The organism is Rahnella sp. CG8 (genome assembly GCF_023701875.1).
Taxonomy (GTDB): domain Bacteria; phylum Pseudomonadota; class Gammaproteobacteria; order Enterobacterales; family Enterobacteriaceae; genus Rahnella; species Rahnella aceris.
The window spans coordinates 184,383-205,066 of record NZ_JABAED010000001.1 but is presented as its reverse complement, the minus strand read 5'-3'; the positions used below and the strand labels follow the sequence as shown (position 1 = coordinate 205,066).

The window sequence follows — 20,684 nt, the reverse complement described above, 5'->3', positions numbered from 1 at the left end:
TAATCACTTCCTCTTTCTGATTCAGCGCCTGCAAAGCGCTGAATGTCTTTTCAGTCAACGTCTGCGAGTTTGCCCGTGAGCCAATCCATTCCCGACATCCAGCAAGTTAAAACTTTCCTGCTTAAGCTCCAGGATCATATTTGCCAGCAACTGGCCGCCGCTGATGGCAACGGCCAGTTCTCTGAAGATCAATGGGTACGGGAAGAAGGTGGCGGCGGCCAGAGCCGGGTGCTGACCCATGGCGCAGTGTTTGAACAGGCGGGGGTAAACTTCTCGCATGTTGCCGGTGCCACCCTGCCTGCCTCAGCAACCGCGCATCGCCCCGAACTGGCTGGTCGCAGTTTTCAGGCGATGGGCGTTTCACTGGTTATTCATCCGCTGAATCCTTATGTGCCAACCAGCCACGCCAACGTACGCTTTTTCATTGCGGAAAAGCCCGGCGAAGCACCGGTCTGGTGGTTTGGCGGTGGCTTTGACCTCACGCCTTATTACGGTTTTGAAGAAGATGCCCGCCACTGGCACCTGACAGCACAACAACTTTGCCAGCCGTTTGGCGATGATGTGTACCCGAAATACAAAAAGTGGTGCGACGATTACTTCTTTATCAAACACCGCAACGAAGCACGCGGTATCGGCGGCTTATTCTTTGATGACCTGAATTCGCCGGATTTCGACACCAGCTTCAGCTTTATGCAGGCCGTGGGCAACGGCTTTACCGACGCTTATCTGCCCATAGTGGAAAAACGTAAAGCCCTGCCGTGGGGCGAACGCGAGCGCCAGTTCCAGCTTTACCGCCGTGGCCGCTACGTCGAATTCAATCTGGTGTGGGATCGCGGAACACTGTTTGGTCTGCAAACCGGTGGCCGTACAGAATCCATTTTAATGTCGATGCCGCCGCTGGTGCGCTGGGAATACGGCTATCAACCTGAAGAAGGCAGCCCGGAGGCCGCGCTTTACAGCGATTTCCTGCCAGTTCGCGACTGGCTGGCTGAAAAGGGCTTATCTGAAAACGGAGCGCCAAACTGATGCAAATCTGGGTTGATGCAGACGCCTGTCCGAACGTCATTAAAGAAGTGCTGTTCCGCGCCGCGGAACGCACCGGCATGATGGTGACACTGGTTGCCAACCAGATCATCCGCACACCGCCGTCAAAATTCCTGCGCACCTTACGCGTAGAAGCGGGTTTCGACGTTGCGGATAACGAAATTGTGAAACGCACCGAACCCGGCGATCTGGTGATCACCGCCGATATTCCGCTGGCAGCGGAAGTGATTGAAAAAGGTGGTGTTGCGCTCAACCCACGCGGCGAGCGTTACACGACTGAAACCATTAAAGAACGTCTGAATATGCGTGATTTCATGGACACCATGCGCGCCAGCGGCGTACAGACCGGCGGACCACCCGCGCTTAATCAGCGCGACCGCCAGCAATTTGCCAATGAACTGGATAAGTGGCTGCAACACGCTAAAAAATAATCCGATCTGGCTGACGAAACCGACGTACCACTACATTAATTAAAGGAATAAAAAATGGTCAAAAAGATCATCCTTGATTGCGATCCGGGGCACGACGACGCTATCGCGATGTTACTGGCTCACGGTAACCCGGAAATTGAGTTGCTGGCCGTTACTACGGTCGTCGGCAATCAAACGCTGGAGAAAGTCACCCGCAATGCCCTTGCCGTGGCGCGTGTTATTAATCTGACCGGCGTGCCGTTTGCGGCGGGCGCAACCCGTCCGCTGGTGCGTCAGATTGAAGTGGCTGACGAAATCCACGGCGAATCAGGTCTTGACGGGCCGGTGCTGCCGGAAGCCGTCATTACGCTGGAGCCGGTTCACGCTATCGATTTGATCATTGATTTGATCATGTCTCATCCACCGAAAACTATCACGCTGGTACCCACTGGCGGGCTGACCAACATAGCCATGGCGGTGCGCAAAGAACCGCGCATTGCTGAACGCGTGAAGGAAGTCGTGCTGATGGGCGGCGGTTATCACGTGGGTAACTGGAGTGCGGTCGCAGAATTCAATATCAAGATTGACCCTGAAGCCGCGCATATCGTGTTCAACGAAAAATGGCCGCTGACCATGGTCGGACTGGATTTAACCCATCAGGCGCTGGCGACACCAGAAGTCGCCGCGCGCATTGCCGCTGTGGGTACTCAGCCCGCTAAATTTGTCGGTGAGTTGCTGGAGTTCTTTGGTCTGAGCTACAAAGACCGTCAGGGCTTTGATTCTCCACCGGTTCATGATCCTTGTGCTGTGGCTTACGTGATTGATCCGAACGTAATGACCGTGCAAAAAGTGCCGGTGGATATCGAACTGACCGGCACTTTAACGCTGGGCATGACAGTAGCCGATTTCCGCGTCCCAGCTCCGCCGGATTGCCATACACAAGTGGCAGTTAAACTTGATCATCAGCGTTTCTGGGATCTGATCGTCGATGCGCTGGAGCGTATCGGCGAAGTAAAATACTGAGCCAGCGATTGAGAAAAACGGGCCTCGCTATGAGGCCCGTTTTCTTCACTATAAGGTGTTTATAAAGGCTCGGTTTGTGCTTCAACGACAGCCAGCGCCACCATATTGACTATTCGCCTGACCGATGCAATTGGCGTCAGGATATGTACCGGTTTCGACACCCCCATCAGCACCGGTCCGACGGTCACTCCTTCCGAACACGACACCCGCAGCAGGTTGTAACTGATACGCGCTGATTCCATGTTCGGCATGATCAGGATATTTGCTGAACCTTTCAGCGGGCTGTCCGGCATGATGTCCTGGCGGATGCTTTCGACCAGCGCCGCGTCGCCGTGCATCTCACCGTCAATTTCCAGATCAGGAGCACGCTCATTAATCAGCTCCAGCGTACGCCGCATTTTCAGCGCAGCCGGGCTGTCTGATGTACCAAAACTGGAATGCGACAACAGCGCAACTTTCGGCTCAATGCCAAACCGCCTCACCGTTTCTGCCGCCATCAGCGTGATTTCCGTCAGTTGTTCCGGCGTCGGGTCATCATTGACGTAGGTATCCGCAATAAAAGTGTTGCCGCTCGGCAGCAACAGCGCATTCATCGCCCCGGCAACATGTGTACCTTTGCGAAACCCGAATACATTCTCCACGATATCGTAATGCTCATGATAGGTGCCAACCGTGCCGCAAATCATCGCATCGGCTTCTCCGCGCAGCAGCATGATGGCAGAAATCAGTGTCGGATTGCCGATCACTGCCCGACGCGCCTGCTCCTGCGATACACCGCGCCGTTTCATCAGCTCATAATATTCACGCCAGTATTCATTAAAACGCGGATCAGATTCGTTGTTCACCACTTCAAAGTCCCGTCCCGCTTCCAGTTGCAGGCCGAGCTTTTTGATGCGCATAGCGATGACACTGGGACGCCCGACCAGAATTGGCTTCGCCAGCCCGAGGGAAATCAGCTCCTGCGTGGCATGCAGTACGCGCTCCTCTTCTCCTTCTGCCATCACCACCCGTTTAGCGTCTTTCTTCGCCTGCGAGAAAATGGGTTTCATGAACAGATTGGTTTTGTAGACGAACTCGGCGAGTTTTTCGGTATACGCTTCCAGATCCTCAATCGGGCGCATGGCCACACCGGAATCCATTGCAGCTTTCGCCACCGCAGGCGCAATTTTCACGATCAAACGCGGGTCAAAAGGCTTAGGAATAATATATTCGGGGCCGAAAGACAGCTCTTCTTCACCGTAAGCGGAAGCCACCACATCACTTTGTTCGGCCATCGCCAGATCCGCGATAGCATGAACGCAGGCCAGTTTCATTTCTTCATTAATGGTGGTCGCCCCGACATCCAGCGCGCCGCGGAAAATGAACGGGAAACACAGCACATTGTTCACCTGATTCGGGTAATCCGAGCGTCCGGTGCAGATAATGGCATCCGGCCGGACGGCTTTTGCCAGCGGCGGTAAAATCTCCGGCTCCGGATTGGCCAGCGCCAGAATCAGCGGATCTTTGGCCATGGTTTTCACCATCTCCTGCGTCAGCACGCCGGGGCCGGAACAGCCCAGGAAAATGTCCGCATCCGGGATTGCATCGGCCAGCGTACGCTGGCCGTTATCTGCAATGGCATACGCCGCTTTGGTTTCGGCCATATTTTCTTCACGCCCCTGATAAATCACACCACGGGAATCGCAGGCCGTGATGTTGTGGCGTTTCAGCCCCAGCGCCACCAGCAAATTCAGGCAGGCGATGGCGGAAGCCCCTGCGCCGGAAACGACCAGCCGCACATCGGAAATGCTTTTCCCAACCACGCGCAGACCATTTAATACTGCGGCAGTACAGATAATGGCGGTGCCGTGCTGATCGTCATGAAACACCGGGATTTTCATGCGTTCCCGAAGCTTTTTTTCAATGTAGAAACATTCCGGCGCTTTGATATCTTCAAGATTGATGCCACCGAATGTCGGCTCTAGTGCGGCAATCACATCGATCAGTTTATCGGGATCGTTCTCATCCACTTCGATATCAAAAACATCGATACCGGCGAATTTTTTGAACAATACGCCCTTGCCTTCCATCACCGGTTTCCCTGCCAGTGCACCGATATTCCCCAGTCCGAGAACGGCAGTACCATTGGAAATCACCGCCACCAGATTGCCGCGTGCGGTGTATTTGTATGCCGCCAGCGGATCTTTAGCGATCTCCAGACACGGGGCAGCAACGCCCGGAGAATAGGCCAGCGCCAGATCACGTTGTGTCGCAAGAGGCTTGGTGGGCGAAACCTGAATTTTTCCGGGCACCGGAAACTCATGGAAATCGAGCGCACTTTGCTTGAGTTGTTCGTCCATTGCAGGATCCTTTTCTTGTTTTTGTAGGGTACGGGGAAATATCAGCATCTGGTTTTCCCGCTGACCAGTATAGATAACCCTGCCACGACTAAACGCGGATCACGACCAAAAATTAGCGGTTACATTGATTACTTTTCATTCATGGAAGACGTCTCGTAAAAATGCACTAAGCTTAAAGTTTGTCCTTGCGCTTTTCTCGCCAGACGCTCAGTTTGACGGGCAACAGGGGCCGCCATTGTTGAGACCCATTGCAGTAATCAGAAAAAGCGCATTCAGTTTGTTAACCGGATGATGCAGGGTAGGAGCCCTACGAAAGAGAGTCGTTCGACCTTAATTGCTGTATCGTTTTTTCTCGCCAAGGAGCTAAGAGATGAACCAGTTAGACGCACTAAAAAAAATCACCACCGTCGTTGCCGACAGCGGTGACATTGAATCTATCCGTCATTTCGAGCCTCAGGATGCGACGACCAATCCTTCGCTGATCCTCAAAGCAGCCGACCTGCCACAATACCAAAACCTGGTTAAAGACGCGCTGGACTATGCCCGCAAGCAAGGCGGCAGCAAAGAAGCTCAGGTGATCAATGCCACAGATAAACTGGCCGTCAATATCGGGGCCGAAATTCTGAAAAGTGTACCGGGGCGCGTCTCGACAGAAGTGGATGCCCGCCTGTCATTTAACCGGGATTTGTGTATCGAAAAAGCCCGCAAACTGATTGGTTTATATCAGGATCATGGCATTGATAAATCGCGCATTCTGATCAAACTGGCGTCTACGTGGGAAGGCATTCAGGCCGCCAAAGAACTGGAAAAAGAAGGCATCAACTGTAACCTGACCCTGCTGTTCTCCTTTGCTCAGGCACGCGCCTGCGCCGAAGCCGGTGTCTACCTGATTTCTCCCTTCGTTGGCCGTATCTACGACTGGTACAAAGCCAAAGAGCCCAATGCCACTTACGACGTTGAAAAAGATCCGGGCGTGAAATCTGTCCGGGATATCTACGAATACTACAAATCCCACGGTTACGAGACCGTCATCATGGGTGCCAGTTTCCGCAAAGTGGAACAAATTCTGGCACTGGCAGGCTGTGACCGCCTGACCCTTTCTCCCAACCTGCTGGAAGAGCTAAAAGCCAGTGACGCGCCGGTTGAACGCAAACTGCAGCCGTCCTCTCAGGCGGGTAAAAAGCCTGCACCGCTGACTCAGGCTGAATTCCTCTGGGAACATCATCAGGATGCGATGGCGGTAGATAAACTGGCCGAAGGTATCCGCCAGTTCGCCGTCGATCAGAAAAAACTCGAAGATATGCTGTCAGCACAACTTTAGTTTTAACTCAATTTAAGCGCTGAACTTTAGCTTTGAAAAAAACAGATGGAGTGAATATGCCCTCTCGTAAAGAACTTGCGAATGCGATCCGTGCCCTGAGCATGGATGCCGTTCAAAAAGCGAACTCAGGCCATCCCGGCGCACCAATGGGAATGGCGGATATCGCTGAAGTGCTGTGGCGTGATTACATGAATCACAACCCGACCAACCCGAAATGGGCCGATCGCGACCGCTTCCTGATGTCTAACGGACACGGATCAATGCTGCAATACAGCCTGCTGCACCTGACGGGTTACGATCTGCCAATGAAAGAGCTGGAAAACTTCCGCCAGTTGCATTCGAAAACGCCTGGGCACCCGGAATTCGGCTATACACCGGGCGTCGAAACCACCACCGGCCCGCTGGGTCAGGGTATCGCTAACGCCGTAGGTTTCGCGATTGCCGAGCGCACGCTTGCAGCTCAGTTTAACCGTGAAAATCACGACATCGTGAACCACTACACCTACGCCTTTTTAGGCGACGGCTGCATGATGGAAGGCATCTCACACGAAGCCTGTTCACTCGCCGGCACCATGAAGCTCGGCAAGCTGATTGCGTTTTATGATGACAACGGTATCTCCATCGACGGCCATGTTGAAGGCTGGTTCACCGATGACACCGCCAAACGCTTTGAAGCCTATCACTGGCATGTGATCCGCGGTATTGACGGGCATGATCCTGACGCGGTGAAAGCGGCAATCGAAGAAGCCCGCACAGTCACCGACAAACCCTCACTGTTGCTGTGTAAAACTGTCATTGCTTTCGGTTCACCGAACAAAGCCGGTACTCACGGCGCTCATGGTGCCGCGCTGGGCGATGATGAAGTTGCAGCCACCCGTAAACATATCGGCTGGAACTCCCCGCCTTTCGAAATCCCGCAGGATATCTATGCCCAGTGGGATGCCAAAGAAGCCGGTAAAGCGAAAGAGAAAGCCTGGAACGAGAAATTTGCGGCTTACGCAAAAGCCTATCCGGAACTGGCCGCAGAATTTGAGCGCCGAGTGAGCGGCAAACTTCCCGCTCACTGGCAAAACGAAGCTCAGAAATATATCGAAGAATTGCAGGCGAAACCGGCCAATATTGCCAGCCGTAAAGCCTCGCAAAACGCGCTGGAATCCTTCGGTAAAATCCTGCCTGAATTCCTCGGCGGTTCTGCGGACCTTGCGCCAAGTAACCTGACGATGTGGTCTGGTTCAAAATCTATCGGTGACGATAAAGCGGGTAACTACATTCACTACGGTGTCCGTGAATTTGGCATGACCGCCATCACTAACGGTATCGCCCTGCACGGCGGTTTCCTGCCGTATTCGGCGACATTCCTGATGTTCGTGGAATATGCCCGTAACGCCGTTCGTCTGGCGGCACTGATGAAAATCCGCAACGTGTTCGTGTATACCCATGACTCTATCGGTCTGGGTGAAGACGGCCCGACGCACCAGCCGGTAGAACAAATGGCCAGCCTGCGTGTGACGCCAAACATGAACACATGGCGTCCGGGCGATCAGGTAGAATCAGCTATCGCCTGGAAATACGCCATCGAACGTACTGACGGTCCTTCTGCACTTATCTTCTCGCGCCAGAACCTGACTCAGCAGCCCCGTACGGCTGAGCAACTGGCTAACGTAGCTCGCGGCGGTTATGTACTGAAAGATTCTGACGGCACACCGGACGTTATCCTGATTGCCACCGGCTCTGAAGTCGGCATCACGGTGGAAGCCGCAGAGAAACTGACCGCGTTGGGTACCAGGGTTCGCGTGGTTTCCATGCCGTCCACCGATGTTTTCGATCAGCAGGACGCAGCGTACCGTGAGTCTGTTCTGCCGAAAACTGTGACCGCACGCGTCGCTGTTGAAGCCGGTATCGCCGATTACTGGTACAAGTATGTAGGCCTTAACGGTGCCATTGTCGGCATGACAACCTTCGGGGAATCCGCACCCGCAGAGCAACTGTTTAAAGAGTTCGGCTTTACCGCTGATAATGTCGTCGCGAAAGCACAGGGGCTATTGAAGTGATAGAAATGAAGTAATTCTCCGCCCTTTGTTCCCTCTCCGTCCCAGGAGAGGGACTTCCTCAGAATTGTACCGCCCATCTGACTTGATGAATCTCGCTCTCTCCGGTAAAGTCCCGTCCCTTCTTTGGCATGGGGAACAATGATGTTTATTGGATTTGACTACGGTACAGCGAATTGCTCCGTTGCGGTGATGCGTGACAATAACGCTCACCTTCTGGCGCTCGAAAATAACGATCCTTACTTACCCTCCATGCTTTGTGCGCCGACACGTGAAGCGGTCAGCGAATGGCTGAACCGTCACGGACAGGTTCCGGCAGGCAGTGATGAAAATCTGGCGCTGCTGCGTCGCAGTATCAGCTTTAACCGCGAGGAAGATATTCCGGTCAATGCCAACAGCGTAAACTTCGGTTTGCAGGCGCTTTCGACCTATATGGAAGATCCGGAAGAAGTGTACTTTGTGCGTTCGCCAAAATCGTTCCTTGGCGCAAATGGCCTGAAACCTCAACAGATCGCTCTGTTCGAAGATCTGGTTTGCGCGATGATGTTCCACATCAAACGCCAGGCTGAATCCGTCTTGCAGGAAAGTATTGAACAGACCGTTATCGGCCGCCCGATTAACTTTCAGGGTATGGGGGGTGAAGAGGCCAATGCCCAGGCGCAGGGGATTTTGCAGCGTGCGGCTGAACGCGCAGGTTTCCGCGATATCGCTTTCCAGTTTGAACCGGTGGCGGCAGGTCTGGATTTCGAAGCCACACTGACCGAAGAGAAAACGGTTTTGGTTGTCGATATCGGCGGCGGTACCACCGACTGCTCGGTGCTGCTGATGGGGCCACAATGGCGTGATAAAGCAGAGCGTCAGAACAGCCTGCTCGGCCATAGTGGTTGCCGCGTCGGCGGTAATGATCTGGATATCATGACCGCATTCAAGCAACTGACACCACAATTTGGTATGGGCAGTGAAACCCAGAAAGGTATCGCTATTCCGGCCCTGCCTTACTGGAATGCCGTCGCGACCAACGACGTTCCGGCGCAACTGGATTTCTATAGTGTGGCGAATGGCCGCATGTTGCGTGATCTGATCCGCGATGCAGCACAGCCTGATTTGATCAAACGCCTGCTGAAAATTCAGCAACAACGTCTGAGCTACCGTCTGGTTCGTGCAGCGGAAGAAAGTAAGATTGCACTGTCTGAACATGAAAGCGTAACGGCGGCAATGGACTTCATTGAATCGGGTCTGGCAGAAACGATCAGCCAGCAACAACTGAGCGAAGCGATTTCTCAGCCACTGGAACGTATTCAGGAGCAGGTCAGTCTGGCACTTGCCAGCAGCGAAATTAAACCGGATGTAATTTACCTGACCGGTGGCAGTGCGCGTTCACCGTTATTGCGTGCTGCGTTGCAGGCTCAGTTACCGGGTATCCCGCTGGTCGGAGGGAATGATTTTGGCTCGGTCACCGCCGGTCTGGCGCGCTGGGCACAAACGTTGTTCCGTTAAGATTTAAAGATGCAGATAAACGCAAACCGCCTGAATCAGGCGGTTTTTTTATATCTCAGAACCCGGGTTTACCAGGCACTGGCGTCATTTAAGGTCCTGATATCGGTATCATCGAGTTTCAGGGTTGCGGCCTGCGCCAGTTCATTGAGCTGTTGCAGGGAGGTCGCACTGACGATCGGTGAGGTAATGCCCGGGCGGGCAATCTGCCAGGCCAGTGCAACCTGTCCCGGTTGTGCGCCATGCTTCTCAGCCACCTGATCCAGTCCGGCCAATACTTTCAGGCCGCGCTCATTCAGGCAACGCGCAATCACGTTTTCGCCGCGTTTACTCTTACCGGCATCGGCTTTGGTTCGATATTTCCCGGTCAGAAAGCCGGCGGCCAGGCCATAGAAGTTGATGACGCCCAGACCATTATCTGTCACGACTTTTTCCAGCGCTTCCTCATACACTTTGCGGTCATACAAATTGTATTGTGGTTGCAGCGTTTCATAACGCGCCAGCCCGTTTTCCTGGCTGACTTTAAGCGCTTCGGCCAGACGCGGCGCACTGTAGTTAGATGCCCCGACGGCGCGCACTTTCCCTTCTTTGATTAACGCGTCAAATGCCGCCATAGTTTCAGCCAGCGGTGTATCCGCATCGTCATCATGTGACTGATACAAATCGATATAATCCGTTTGCAGACGTTTCAGAGAGGCTTCTACCGCTTCTTTAATATAGCGCGGCGACAAACCGACTTTACCTTCGCCCATCGGCTTACCGACTTTGGTGGCGAGAATGATCTGGTCACGCTTACCGGATTTTTTCAGCCAGTTGCCGATGATGGTTTCGGATTCTCCCCCTTTGTTGCCTTCAACCCAGCTCGAGTACACATCTGCCGTATCGATGAAATTCAGTTTATGATCCAGCAAGGCATCCAGCAGGTTAAACGAGGCAGCCTGATCGACGGTCCAGCCAAATACATTGCCACCAAAGGTTAACAGCGGCACCTGAATACCTGAACGACCCAGTTCTCTTTTGCTCATCATTCTCTCCCTTTATAAGTTCAGATTAGACTTACTTTGCGTGCGAACGGTTCATGGTCAAAGGTCAACCTTAGCATTTTGATATAAAATGTCAGGCTGAAAGCTATTCTTTATTGTCAGAGGAATTGTCAAAAAATGGGAAAGACTCTCCTTATTTCCTCCATTTTCTGCTGAAACATTCTGGCTACACTGTGAGCCGGTCTGCAGGTGAATTCCCTCCTGAAATGCCACAAAAATGATTGTGCTGATGCGATGACTCATGAAATCTGAAAATACTGACACCTTATCGCCTTCCACGCCGCTGCCACCTTCGGTTCGCTGGCAATTGTGGATCGTCGCCTTTGGCTTCTTTATGCAGGCCCTCGACACCACGATCGTCAATACTGCCCTGCCGTCCATGGCCCGCAGTCTGGGCGAAAACCCGCTGCACATGCATTCGGTTATTGTCGCTTATGTGCTGACGGTTGCGGTGATGTTACCGGCGAGCGGCTGGCTGGCGGATAAAGTCGGTGTGAAGTGGGTATTCTTTTCAGCCATTGTGCTGTTCACGCTCGGCTCGCTACTGTGCGCGCAATCGGAAAGCCTGCGTGAACTGGTGATGTCGCGCATAGTTCAGGGGATCGGCGGCGCGATGATGGTGCCGGTCGGACGGCTGACGGTGCTGAAAATTGTCCCGCGCAGCGAATACATGGCAGCAATGACGATGGTGACACTGCCCGGTCAGGTCGGTCCGTTACTGGGTCCGGCGCTGGGTGGTTTTCTGGTGCAATATGCCAGCTGGCACTGGATTTTTCTGATCAATCTGCCGGTCGGTCTGGCCGGTTGCATCGCCACATTAATGATCATGCCAAATTATAAAATGCAGACCCGGCGCTTTGATATCAGCGGGTTTGTCATGCTGGCCGTGTGTATGGCGACGCTGACGCTGGCACTGGAAGGCAGCCGCAGCATGGGGCTGACGGCGCTGGAAATCGTATTGCTGGTGGTGGCCGGTGGCGGCGCGCTGGGCATTTACTGGATGCATGCGCGCGGCAATCTCTCGGCACTGTTTTCCCTGCGCCTGTTCCATACACCAACCTTTAAGATCGGTCTGATCGGCAGCCTGCTGGGACGTATCGGCAGCGGCATGTTGCCATTTATGACGCCGGTCTTTCTGCAACTCGGGATGGGCTTTACGCCCTTCCACGCCGGGCTGATGATGATCCCGATGGTGCTGGGCAGCATGGGGATGAAACGCGTGGTGGTCCGGCTGGTAAATCAGCTGGGTTACCGTTCTGCACTGGTCAGCGCCACCTTGCTGCTGGCACTGATTACGCTTATCTTCCCGCTGGTGGCGATTTATGGCGCCATGTGGATGATCCCGATTGTGCTTTTCTTCCAGGGAATGGTGAACTCCCTGCGCTTCTCGTCGATGAATACTCTTACGCTCAAAGATTTGCCGCCGCGCCTTGCCAGCAGCGGCAACAGCTTACTGTCGATGATCATGCAATTGTCGATGAGCCTCGGTGTCAGCGTCGCCGGGTTGCTGATTGGCCTGTTTGCACATCAGCAAGCGATTACGCCTGACAGCAGCACCCTGCACACCGCTTTCCTGTATTGCTACATGTCAATGGCACTGGTGATTGCCCTGCCCGCCTGGGTATTTTCCAAAGTGCCGCCTGACACGCAGAAAAATGCCATCATTAGCCGTCGTCGTGCTGAGGCCGGCTCCCCCGATCCGATGAGAAAATCATGAAACCTGGTATCACTGCCAAGCTGTTTATGGCCATCTTTTGTACCTGCGCGCTGGTGTTGATCACCATGAACTGGGGCGTACGGATGAGCTTCGAACGGGGCTTTATTGACTACATCCGCCAAAGCAATGAACAGCGTGTCGAGCTGCTGGCGGACACATTGCAGGAGCAGTACAAGCAGCATGGCAACTGGGAATTTTTGGAAACAAATGACCGGTTAATCTATCAGCTGATGCGCTCATTTGAACAAAACAGCAGCCCGAGAATGCCACCGCAGGGCTGGCGGACAAAATTCTGGATCCTCGACAGTCACGATCGCCGGATCGGTGGTTACGATCAGCCTGTTCCCCCCGATCTGCAGGGACCGCGCCGCGTGATGACCGTTGATGGCGTCGTCATCGGTTCGGTAATTTCCACACCTGCTGAGCGCCTGACCCGCGATGCCGATATCAACTTTGAGCGCCAGCAAAGCCGGACCAGTTGGATGATTGTCGCCTTTACTGCACTGTTGGCCGCCGCCGTAACCTGGGTTTTATCCCGCGGAATGCTCGCGCCGGTAAAACGGCTGGTGAATGGCACCCACCAGCTTGCCGCAGGAAATTTCAGCACCCGCGTGGAGGTCGACAGTGAAGACGAACTGGGGAAACTGGCGCAGGACTTTAACCAGCTGGCAATGACGCTGGAGAAAAACGAGCAAATGCGCCGGGCATTCATGGCGGATATTTCTCACGAATTACGCACCCCGCTGGCGGTATTGCGCGGTGAGCTGGAAGCCATGCAGGACGGTGTGCGAAAAATGACAGTCGGTTCACTGGAATCACTGCAATCTGAAGTATCGATTCTGACCAAACTGGTCGATGACCTGCACCAGCTTTCGCTGTCTGATGCCGGTGCGCTGGCGTACCGTAAAGTCGACACTGATGTGGTACATCTGGTGCAACTGGCAGAGGCCGGTTCGCGCGATCGTTTCCACAACAAACATTTAACGCTCACCAGCCATCTGCCGGAAAGCGCCGAAGTATTTGGTGACCCGCAGCGGTTGTCGCAACTTATCAACAATCTGCTGGAAAACAGCCTGCGCTATACTGACCCAAATGGCGGCCTGGAAATTCTGGGAGAAATTCGCGAAAAAACGCTGCATCTGATGTTCCAGGACAGCGCGCCGGGCATCAGTGATGAACAACTGATCCGTATTTTTGAACGATTTTACCGTACCGAAGGCTCGCGTAACCGCGCCAGCGGCGGCTCGGGGTTAGGTCTGGCGATTTGCCAGAATATCGTCGAAGCCCACGGCGGGCAAATCAGCGCCAGCCACTCTCCGGCAGGTGGCGTGCGCATTACCATCGTCCTGCCCCTTTCTGTTCCACATGGCCTGAGAAACTGAATGAACGACTCTGTACTGTCCGGCCCTGCGCCGTTGAAAATTCTGATCGTGGAAGATGAACCTAAACTCGCCCAGTTGCTGATCGACTACCTGGAAGCCGCCGGCTATGCCACCCAATGGTTACCGGACGGGCACGACGTGATTACGCTGGTTAAAAATCAGCCACCGGCGCTGATCCTTCTGGATCTGATGCTGCCGGGCAGCAGTGGCCTGTCGATTTGCCGCGATATCCGCCAGTTCTCTGATGTCCCGATCATGATGGTGACCGCCAAAACCGAAGAGATCGACCGCCTGCTTGGCCTGGAAATCGGTGCCGATGATTACATTTGCAAGCCGTACAGCCCGCGGGAAGTGGTCGCGCGCGTGAAAGTGATCCTGCGCCGTTGTGTACGTCCGGATGAGCACGTGGCAAAAGAAACCGGTCTGCATATTGATGAAGCCCGCTTTCAGGCGACATTCCAGGGGCACGAACTGGAGCTGACGCCAGCGGAATTCCGCCTGCTGAAAACCCTGTCCGTCAAACCGGGTTACGTTTTTACCCGCGAAGTGCTGCTCAATAATCTCTACGACGATTACCGCGTTGTGACCGATCGCACCATCGACAGCCACATCAAAAATCTGCGTCGCAAACTCGAATCACTGGACGGCGAAAAGGCGTTTATCCGCGCGGTATACGGCGTCGGTTACCGCTGGGAAGCGGAGCCCTGCCATTTGGTTTAACGCGCTTCTGGCCGGCAATTGAGTTTTGTAAAGTTGCTGAAAGTCTGTCGGCCAGTTCACATTTCATGCCTTAAATTTCTCCTGTCTCCGCGAAAAAGTTTCCTTTAACTACACTTATCTCTGGAAAATAACCCCTCTGATGGAGATTACCTTTATGGCTAATGGTCACTATGATCTGAAAAAAGCGAAGAATGGACAGTTTCACTTTAACCTGAAGGCCGGGAACGGAGAGATTATCCTCACCAGTGAAATGTATGCCAGCAAAGCCTCGGCCGAAAACGGCATTTCATCGGTTCAAACCAACGCACCTGACGAAGCGCAGTACGAAGTCAAACCCTCGAAAGACGGCCAGTTCTACTTTGTGCTGAAAGCAAAAAATCATCAGGTGATCGGCGTGAGCGAAATGTACTCCACGGAAAGTGCATCGAAGAAAGGCGTTCAGTCGGTCGTGAAAAACGGTACCAGTACCGATATCCGTGATCTTACCCAGCAAACCGCCTGACCTGATTGTCCTGAGGCTGCCACATTCCCTGTTGTAGCCTCAGGATGCAAAAATTGATCTGCCCCCGTAAAACCTCAAATACCCACACGAACTGGCTGCTTTTGATCAACTCAGACGTTACAATTCCGACCTTTCGTCGCCCCGCATCCGGGACGGCCCTGACTTGTGATCAGACTGAGATTGACTATGTTTACCCGCGATTCTTTTGTTCCGGAACTGCTGTCCCCTGCCGGCTCCCTGAAAAACATGCGTTACGCTTTTGCTTACGGTGCCGATGCAGTTTATGCCGGTCAGCCGCGCTACAGCCTGCGCGTACGTAATAACGAATTTAACCACCAGAATCTGGAGACCGGCATCAACGAAGCCCATGCTCTGGGTAAAAAATTCTATGTGGTAGTGAATATCGCCCCCCATAACGCCAAGCTGAAAACCTTTATCCGTGATTTACAGCCGGTCATCGATATGGGGCCGGATGCCCTGATTATGTCCGATCCTGGCCTTATCATGATGGTGCGGGAAGCGTTTCCGCAGATGGATATTCACCTGTCGGTGCAGGCCAACGCCGTTAACTGGGCGACAGTAAAATTCTGGAAACAAATGGGGCTGACGCGGGTGATTTTATCCCGCGAATTGTCGCTGGAAGAGATCGCTGAAATCCGCGCTCAGGTGCCGGACATGGAAATCGAAATCTTCGTGCACGGCGCACTGTGCATGGCGTATTCAGGCCGCTGCCTGCTTTCCGGTTACATCAATAAACGCGATCCCAATCAGGGAACCTGCACCAACGCCTGTCGTTGGGAATATAAGGTTCAGGAAGGCAAAGAAGACGCCATCGGCAATATCGTGCATCAGTACGAGCCAATCCCCGTTCAACAGGTTGAAGCCGCCGAACCGACATTAGGCATCGGCCAGCCGACGGATAGAGTCTTTATGCTGGAAGAAGCGATGCGTCCGGGCGAATATATGAGTGCGTTTGAAGACGAACACGGCACTTATATTATGAATTCCAAGGATCTGCGGGCGATACAGCACGTGGAAACCCTGACCAAAATGGGTGTGCACTCGCTTAAAATCGAAGGCCGTACCAAATCCTTCTACTATTGCGCCCGCACCGCACAGGTTTATCGCCGCGCCATTGACGATGCAGTCGCCGGAAAACCTTTTGACCCGACTCTGCTTTCAACGCTGGAAGGCCTGGCGCATCGCGGTTACACCGAAGGTTTCCTGCGCCGTCATACGCATGACGCACAACAGAACTACGAATACGGTTTCTCCGTCAGCGACCGCCAGCAGTTTGTCGGTGAATTCACCGGTAACCGTAAGGATGGTTGGGCAGAAATCGACGTGAAAAATAAGTTCAGCGTCGGCGACAGTGTGGAAATGATGACGCCGCAGGGTAACGTTCAGTTCACACTGGAAGCGCTGCGCAACAAAAAAGGTCAGCCGACCGACGTGGCGCCGGGTAATGGCCACTTCGTATATGTCGCGTTGCCGGAAGATGTCAGCCTGGAATTCGCTATTTTGTTGCGTAATCTGGAAGAAACCGACACCCGGAATCCGCATTCAAAATAAGGAATTCTTCGAAAACAAGAATTCGATCACATCTATTTTTAGGGTGACTGGTTAATATGCATTCGCAATTTACTTCGAATGCAAAATAAAGCACCGGACTATACCAGGAACCACCTCCTTGGCCAGCTCAATCTCCCTTGAGCTGGCTTTTCTTTTGGTATTCGGGCAATTCTCTGTTCTCCCATTCAGTGAACAAATAACCTCTTTCCGCCCTCAAAATAAAAAATCATTTGCAGATAAATAAGTGTTTTATTGAATGACTTTAACTGCAATTATTTAATACCAGAAAGAATGCTTCACTGATTTATCCGATAGCCAAATACGGTCATAATCATCTATTGTTGTTATGTATAGATAAAAGGAGCGTACATGACCACAGCACTGCTGATTTTAAATGGAAAAGGTGCAGCCATCGAAGAACTGCGCGAAGCGGTGAACGCGCTGCGTGCCGAAGGCGTGAAGCTGGGAGTACGGGTCACCTGGGAACACGGTGATGCGGCGCGTTATGTCGCTGAAGCCATAGAACTGGGCTGTGAAACCGTGATCGCCGGTGGAGGTGATGGCACCATTAACGAAGTGGCAGGTGCGCTGGCGCAAATTGACGGTGTCAGACCTGTACTGGGGATTGTGCCACTGGGGACGGCGAACGATTTCGCCACCGCCTGCGGTATTCCCCCTACGCCTGAACAGGCGTTACAACTGGCGGTAAAAGGCCGGGCCGTCGATATTGATCTGGCATGCGTCAACAGCCAGCATTTCTTCATCAACATGGCGACCGGCGGCTTTGGGACGCGTATCACTACGGAAACACCGGAAAAACTGAAAGCAGCTCTGGGTGGTGTTTCCTATTTCATCCACGGACTTTTACGCCTGGATACGCTCAAAGCTGACCGCTGCGAAATTAAAGGCCCTGATTTTCAGTGGGAAGGCGATGCGCTGGTTATCGGCATCGGTAACGGCCGACAGGCCGGTGGCGGGCAACAAATTTGCCCGGACGCGCTGATCAACGACGGCCTGTTGCAGCTACGCCTTCTGACATCAGAAGAGCTGCTGCCTTCATTCCTGCGCAGTCTGCTCAGCAATGAAGAAAATAAAAACATCCTTTCTGCCAGTCTGCCGTGGCTCGAAATCACCGCGCCGCACGACATGACCTTCAACCTCGACGGCGAACCGCTGACCGGCAAACAGTTCCGTATCGAAGTGTTGCCTGATGCCATTCAGTGCCGCTTACCCCCTCAATGCGAACTGCTCGGCTGATATTACCCCTTCTCATTGTTCATTCTCTGTACTGTGATCCATCTTGCAGTACAGAGGAATTCTGCCCTTATTTTTGTGATCCCATCCGATAAAACCCACTTCACATACTTGTATGGTAGAAGTGCATTACCTAATTTTAATCTGCCGATGTCGCTGAATAATTCATTCATGAATTTTTTGCGGGCAAAAACGACGTATTTCTTTTTACGACTCTTATTTATCCGGTGACGGAATGCAGGGGTAGTATGATTAATCACGATAAAGAAAGACCGATATCGGTAAAAAATATGCTGGCTTACGGCGGAGGAGATTTCTTCGGCGGCGGTTGTTTTGCGGTTTTGGGTCTGTGGATAATGTTTTTCTATACTACCTATGCAGGATTAAGCCCCGCAGAGGCCGGTGCCGTTATTGCGACAGCACGTCTGCTGGATGCTTTTTTCGATCCGCTTATGGGGTATGTCACGGATAATTTCTATCGTAATCCGCTGGGTAAAAAATACGGCCGCCGCGGTTTCTTCTTCTTATTTGGTGCTCCGCTGATTATGGTGACCTACATTATTATGTGGGTCAGCGGCATGGGATTCTGGTACTACCTTTTCACTTATATTCTATTCTATGCTGCTTATACGCTGGCAATTGTGCCTTATGAAACACTGGCAGCGGAAATGACATCCAGTTTTAAAATGCGCACCAAACTGACCGGCGTCAGAATGTTCTTCTCTACCGGTGCCGCGATATTAGCGGCCTGGTTACCCGGCCGGATCATTGCCTATCTCGGTGAAGATTCATCGTCATCATTTCTGATTATGGGGGTGATTTTTGGCGTGCTGTTTGCCGTGGTGATCCTGATGCTTTACTTCTACACCTGGGAGCGTCCGATCCCGGTTGACGTCGCTGCACCAAAACTTTCTTTCCGCCGTGACATGAAACATCTGTTTAAATCACTGATTTCGACAATGAAAGTCCGCACCTTCCGTCAGCATGTCGGGATGTATCTTGGCGGTTATGTCGCCCTCGACGTGCTCGGTGCGGTGCTGGCCTACTACATTATTTTTGTCCTCGGGCAAAACGCCGTGACCGCGTCGAATGCCATGACGTTAATGACTCTGGTGCAGTTTGTCTGCGTCGCCTTGTTTATTTTCCTGTGTATGAAATTAGGCAACGGGGCTTCTTACCGCATCGCACAGCTATTTATGCTGGGCAGTGTCGGGTTATTTTTAGCCATTCATTTATTACAATTGCCTTTTAATATGGCGCTGCTTTATCTCTCCGTCATTTTAATGGGCGTTGGCCGTTCGGGTACCAGTTATGTTTGCTGGAATATCTACAGCTTTATTCCCGATGTGGATGAAATGCTGACCGGAAAACGGCGCGAAGGGATATTCGCCGGGGTAATGACATTTGTACGCAAAGCCGTTCAGGCGGTGGCGTTATTTGGAGTTGGCCTGTTATTACAGCATTACGGATTTACACCGAAAAGCGCAACGCAACCGGTCGAAGCTGTTTACGGCATCACGCTGGTATTTGGCGCAGGTTCCGTCATTTTCCTGCTGGTAGGGTTATACAGCTCAATGAAATTCCGTCTCACCCGACATAACCATGCGTTGCTGGTCAGTGAAATTGAGCGTCTGAAAGCCGGCGGTAGTAAATACGATGTTACACCAGAAGCCCGTTTAGTTGCCGAGCAACTTACCGGCTGGCCATACGAAAAATGTTGGGGTGATAATAATATTCTTATCCAGACAGAAGAATTATCCCCTCTGACGCCTGATGATCTCTCAACCGGAGCCAACCATGCCAAGAATTGAATTCAGCATGATGCAACAGACCATCTTCCGCGCCCTGCAAAAAGCCGGTCTGGATGAAGAAAGCGCACGTACCTGTGCACGAATCCACACAGAGTCCAGTTGCGACGGCATTTCATCCCATGGGCTGAACCGTGTGGCGCGCTTTGTCGATTACGTTAAAAAAGGCTGGATTGATATTCATGCCAAACCAGCGCTGGAAAAATCTCTTGGCGCCATCGCCATCTACAACGGTAACCGCGGGATCGGCATTACCAACGCCCTGTTTGCCGTCGAAAAAGCGGCAGAGATGGCAAAAGAATACGGCGTCGGCATTGTCGCACTGAAAAACAGCAGTCACTGGATGCGTGGCGGAAGTTATGGCTGGCATGCGGCAGAACAAGGCATGGCGGCGATTTGCTGGACGAATACTGAATCCTGTATGCCTGCGTGGGGCGGCAAAAACCCCCGCGTGGGCAACAACCCGTTCGTGATGGCCGTGCCCCGGGCCAAAGGCCCGATCGTGCTGGATATGGCGATGTCACAATATTCCTACGGTAAATTGCAGGTCACGCGGCTGAAAAAGGAAAAACTGCCGTTCCCCGGCGGCTACGATAAAGAGGGAAATCTCACAGACGATCCTGGCCCAATCGAGGCCTCCATGCGTATTTTACCGACGGGTTACTGGAAAGGCTCCGGCCTGGCAATTGTGCTCGATGCTATGGCCGCGCTGTTATCTGCCGGATCGCCCACCAATGAGATCGACAAAATAGGCAAAGGCAGTTGTACCGGCGCCAGCCAGATTTTTATGGTGTTTGACCCGACACAACTCGGTGGTGCCGAATTCACCGAACGCATGGCCGACAGCGTTGCAGACTATGTGAATCAGTCCGACCCCGCAGAAAACAGCCACGATGTCCGTTATCCGGGCCAGACTGCCGCTTCCAACCGCGAAGAAAACCGCCGTTTGGGCATCCCGGTCGATGAAGCCGTATGGGATGAAGTGGTACGGCTGGCGGAATAGTTCC

At 52.9% G+C, this 20,684-nt stretch carries 16 protein-coding genes; 14 read left to right on the top strand and 2 right to left on the bottom strand.

The genetic code is table 11. The annotated features are described in order from the left end of the window. Window positions 1-42 precede the first annotated feature (42 nt). The 3 genes from hemF to uriH are packed head-to-tail and all read left to right on the top strand — an operon-like array spanning window position 43 to window position 2,477. On the top strand, window positions 43-1,026 hold the full coding sequence (gene hemF, locus HGO41_RS00980; protein WP_015689490.1) for an oxygen-dependent coproporphyrinogen oxidase: 984 nt from the start codon (window positions 43-45) through the stop codon (window positions 1,024-1,026). Further along, entirely contained in the window at window positions 1,026-1,475 is a 450-nt protein-coding gene (locus HGO41_RS00975) for a YaiI/YqxD family protein (protein WP_013574416.1), read from the top strand. The genes hemF and HGO41_RS00975 overlap by 1 nt, the downstream gene beginning before the upstream one ends. 54 nt (window positions 1,476-1,529) lie before the next feature. Further along, on the top strand, window positions 1,530-2,477 hold the full coding sequence (gene uriH / locus HGO41_RS00970) for a uridine-preferring nucleoside hydrolase UriH (protein ID WP_013574415.1): 948 nt from the start codon (window positions 1,530-1,532) through the stop codon (window positions 2,475-2,477). Window positions 2,478-2,536: 59 nt separating this feature from the next. Here the strand turns inward: uriH and maeB are convergent, their stop codons facing one another. Beyond that, a complete protein-coding gene (maeB, locus tag HGO41_RS00965) occupies window positions 2,537-4,816 on the bottom strand; it encodes an NADP-dependent oxaloacetate-decarboxylating malate dehydrogenase (RefSeq protein WP_013574414.1) in 2,280 nt (759 codons plus the stop codon). Window positions 4,817-5,186: 370 nt separating this feature from the next. On the opposite strand from maeB, the gene tal reads away from it, so the two are divergent. The 3 genes from tal (at window position 5,187) to yegD (ending at window position 9,682) form a co-directional block, all read left to right on the top strand. Further along, entirely contained in the window at window positions 5,187-6,137 is a 951-nt protein-coding gene (gene tal, locus HGO41_RS00960) for a transaldolase (protein WP_112198398.1), read from the top strand. A gap of 56 nt (window positions 6,138-6,193) precedes the next feature. Continuing rightward, window positions 6,194-8,188, top strand: coding sequence for a transketolase (tkt, locus tag HGO41_RS00955; RefSeq protein ID WP_119261357.1), 1,995 nt, complete (start codon window positions 6,194-6,196; stop codon window positions 8,186-8,188). 141 nt (window positions 8,189-8,329) lie between these two features. Next, window positions 8,330-9,682, top strand: a complete 1,353-nt coding sequence (gene yegD, locus HGO41_RS00950; RefSeq protein WP_013574411.1) for a molecular chaperone — start codon at window positions 8,330-8,332, stop codon at window positions 9,680-9,682. Between the two features lie 68 nt (window positions 9,683-9,750). On the opposite strand, the gene HGO41_RS00945 is transcribed toward yegD, so the two are convergent. Next, window positions 9,751-10,704 (bottom strand): aldo/keto reductase, encoded by a 954-nt coding sequence (locus HGO41_RS00945; protein ID WP_013574410.1) that lies wholly within the window; start codon window positions 10,702-10,704, stop codon window positions 9,751-9,753. A 259-nt stretch (window positions 10,705-10,963) separates the two neighbouring features. Between HGO41_RS00945 and mdtD the strand changes: the two genes are divergently transcribed. From mdtD to yiaK, 8 genes are all read left to right on the top strand, one after another. Further along, the gene (gene mdtD / locus HGO41_RS00940) at window positions 10,964-12,439 is read left to right on the top strand and encodes a multidrug transporter subunit MdtD (protein WP_013574409.1); all 1,476 of its coding nucleotides are present in this window, start codon (window positions 10,964-10,966) and stop codon (window positions 12,437-12,439) included. Beyond that, the gene (baeS, locus tag HGO41_RS00935; protein ID WP_112151270.1) at window positions 12,436-13,821 is read left to right on the top strand and encodes an envelope stress sensor histidine kinase BaeS; all 1,386 of its coding nucleotides are present in this window, start codon (window positions 12,436-12,438) and stop codon (window positions 13,819-13,821) included. The genes mdtD and baeS overlap by 4 nt, the downstream gene beginning before the upstream one ends. Then, window positions 13,822-14,541 carry an envelope stress response regulator BaeR gene (baeR, locus tag HGO41_RS00930; protein WP_037036367.1) on the top strand — a complete coding sequence of 240 codons (720 nt, stop codon included), beginning with the start codon at window positions 13,822-13,824 and terminating at the stop codon, window positions 14,539-14,541. Between the two features lie 154 nt (window positions 14,542-14,695). Further along, entirely contained in the window at window positions 14,696-15,043 is a 348-nt protein-coding gene (locus HGO41_RS00925; RefSeq protein ID WP_013574406.1) for a YegP family protein, read from the top strand. Between the two features lie 186 nt (window positions 15,044-15,229). Continuing rightward, window positions 15,230-16,615, top strand: a complete 1,386-nt coding sequence (gene trhP / locus HGO41_RS00920) for a prephenate-dependent tRNA uridine(34) hydroxylase TrhP (protein WP_013574405.1) — start codon at window positions 15,230-15,232, stop codon at window positions 16,613-16,615. A 369-nt stretch (window positions 16,616-16,984) separates the two neighbouring features. Beyond that, window positions 16,985-17,872, top strand: coding sequence for a lipid kinase YegS (yegS, locus tag HGO41_RS00915; RefSeq protein ID WP_119261356.1), 888 nt, complete (start codon window positions 16,985-16,987; stop codon window positions 17,870-17,872). 245 nt (window positions 17,873-18,117) lie between these two features. Then, window positions 18,118-19,680 (top strand): MFS transporter, encoded by a 1,563-nt coding sequence (locus HGO41_RS00910; protein WP_013574403.1) that lies wholly within the window; start codon window positions 18,118-18,120, stop codon window positions 19,678-19,680. After that, window positions 19,667-20,680, top strand: coding sequence for a 3-dehydro-L-gulonate 2-dehydrogenase (gene yiaK, locus HGO41_RS00905; protein ID WP_119261355.1), 1,014 nt, complete (start codon window positions 19,667-19,669; stop codon window positions 20,678-20,680). The genes HGO41_RS00910 and yiaK overlap by 14 nt, the downstream gene beginning before the upstream one ends. Window positions 20,681-20,684: the final 4 nt, after the last annotated feature.